We start from the raw sequence: 2,273 nt of genomic DNA, 5'->3' as shown, positions 1-2,273 counted from the left end.
GAGAATTGAATCAGCAGCTTGCCTCTCAATCAAGGAAGAGTTTTTCAACGACATCAGCTCTAACCAGTCCTTCGCTGCACTTGGCCCAAACGCGCCCCCAACCCGCCAGCATCAGCGACCCACATCAGCCCTCCGGAACGACGCGTCAGCGGACGTTTCAGCACCAGTGGGCTGTCGATCTAGCTGTCTAGGCCGCGCCCATTAACCACCTCTCTAGCGATTAAAATACCCCCGAATTCGCCCCAATTTCTCGGGCTTCGCTGAAAAGCTGAGTCTAATCATTGGTCGGCAAGGAATCCTACCACCCCAACCAGTTCATCGGAACATGGAACGACACTCAGCTCTTGGGGTTGAACCTTCCGAGAAATGCCCCGGTTTATGCCACAGTGGTTTCGGGTGTTTAGGGTGCGTCCTCAGAGATCGTTGATACGGAATCGCCCGATATGTTCTTGTATTCAGCCGCCATCTTATTGAACAGATCCAAGTTCACATGGGCTTTCCAGCGACCCTAAGGCCGCAGAGTAGACAGGTAACCCGAGATGCTAACCGGGCCTAAAGACTGACCCAGGAACGCAGCGCCGGCAAATGGCGTGTCAACCGTACCCAGCGACAGCGCCTCATTCAGCGCAGCCTCTTCGCTCAATTGCGAGGGCGGGCAGACCTTCAACATGAAACGGTCGATGGTCTTTTCTTACAAAAGCTCGGCGACACGCACAGCCGCTGTAAGATATGGTGTTGAAGCCCCGTGGACACGGCCAAAACGCAGAGTCTACTTTACCAGACCAGCCTTTTCTCCGAGTGCAAGAACACGGGCGATCCCAAAGGCGGTTTTTTTTAAATTTCATCCTTAGGAGCAATTCCTTCGGGTTGCTTGAAGACCTTCGCCGGTCTACCGAAATTGTTCAGACCTTTGCATTTATTCCGCCGCCAGTTCCGCTGAAAAACGGAAATCTTCGATGGTTTCGGGTTTTATTTCGATCGAGAACCCTGGCTTTTCCGGCGCCATATAGGCCCCGTTTCTCACCACACAGGGATCGACGAAGTGCTCGTGCAGGTGATCGACATATTCGATCCGCTTGCTGTCTTTCTCGCCCGAGATCGCGATGTAATCGATCATCGACATATGTTGGACATATTCGCACAGACCCACGCCCCCGGCATGGGGCCAGACGGGCAAGTTGTATTTCGCGGCCATCAGCATGACGGCCAGAACCTCGTTCAATCCTCCCATCCGACAGCTGTCGATCTGAACGATGTCGATCGCGCCTTCTTTGATGAATTGTTTGAACATGATCCGGTTCTGGCACATCTCACCCGTCGCCACTTTGACCGGCGCAACCCCTTCGCGGATTTCCTTGTGGCCAAACACGTCATCGGGGCTGGTGGGTTCTTCGATGAAGTACGGGCTTGCAAAGGACAGGGCCTTGACCCAGTCGATGGCCTGATCCACTTCCCATACCTGATTGGCGTCGATCATGATGTTTATGTCTTCGCCTAGAACCTCGCGGGCGATGGTCAGACGACGTATGTCATCGTCAAGGTCGCGGCCCACCTTGAATTTGGTGTGGGTAAAGCCTGCGTCCTTGGCCTCCTGACACAGGCGGCGCAGCTTGTCGTCGGGATAGCCCAGCCACCCGGCCGAGGTTGTGTAACACGGGTAGCCTTCGGCTTTCAGCTTGGTGATGCGGTCGTCTTTGCCCGGCGCGGCGGCGCGCAGCATGGCCAGCGCTTCGTCCGGGGTGATCGCATCGGTCAGATAGCGAAAGTCGATCAGGCGCACGATATCTTCGGGGGACATGTCACCCACCAATTGCCAGACGGGTTTCCCCGCCTCTTTCGCCCACAAATCCCACGCCGCATTCACCACCGCGCCCGTAGCCAGATGGATCGCACCCTTGTCCGGCCCGATCCAGCGCAACTGGCTGTCTCCGGTGATATAACGCCAGAAGCGGCCCATATCTTCGGTGATCCATTCTAATTCCAAACCCTTGACCAAAGCGCCAAGCGCTTTGATCGCGGCCACGCAGATCTCATTGCCGCGCCCAATGGTGAACGTGAGGCCGTGGCCCTCATGCGCACCATCGGTTTCCAGCACCACATACGCGGCGGAATAGTCGGGATCGGGGTTCATCGCATCCGATCCGTCCAGACTGTCCGAGGTCGGAAAGCGCAAGTCTTCGGTTCGAATGCCGGTGATGCTGGTCATGCGCTGGCCTTTACATCCTGCCGTTGCACGCCCAGTCCTTCGATCCCCAACTCCATCTTGTCGCCGG

At 56.3% G+C, this 2,273-nt stretch carries 2 protein-coding genes; both read right to left on the bottom strand.

Annotated elements, in window-relative coordinates; translation table 11 throughout:
* Window positions 1-508: 508 nt before the first annotated feature.
* Window positions 509-670, bottom strand: a complete 162-nt coding sequence (locus GOV80_RS22195; RefSeq protein ID WP_170787814.1) for a hypothetical protein — start codon at window positions 668-670, stop codon at window positions 509-511.
* A 246-nt stretch (window positions 671-916) separates the two neighbouring features.
* Window positions 917-2,273, bottom strand: a 1,357-nt coding sequence (locus GOV80_RS22190) for an L-fuconate dehydratase (protein WP_419555671.1), incomplete at its 5' end; no start/stop codon positions are given.

Source organism: Ruegeria lacuscaerulensis (genome assembly GCF_013034685.1).
Taxonomy (GTDB): Bacteria; Pseudomonadota; Alphaproteobacteria; order Rhodobacterales; family Rhodobacteraceae; genus Ruegeria; species Ruegeria lacuscaerulensis_B.
Note: the sequence above shows the minus strand (reverse complement) of the source record. Positions and strands in the feature narration are given on the sequence as shown.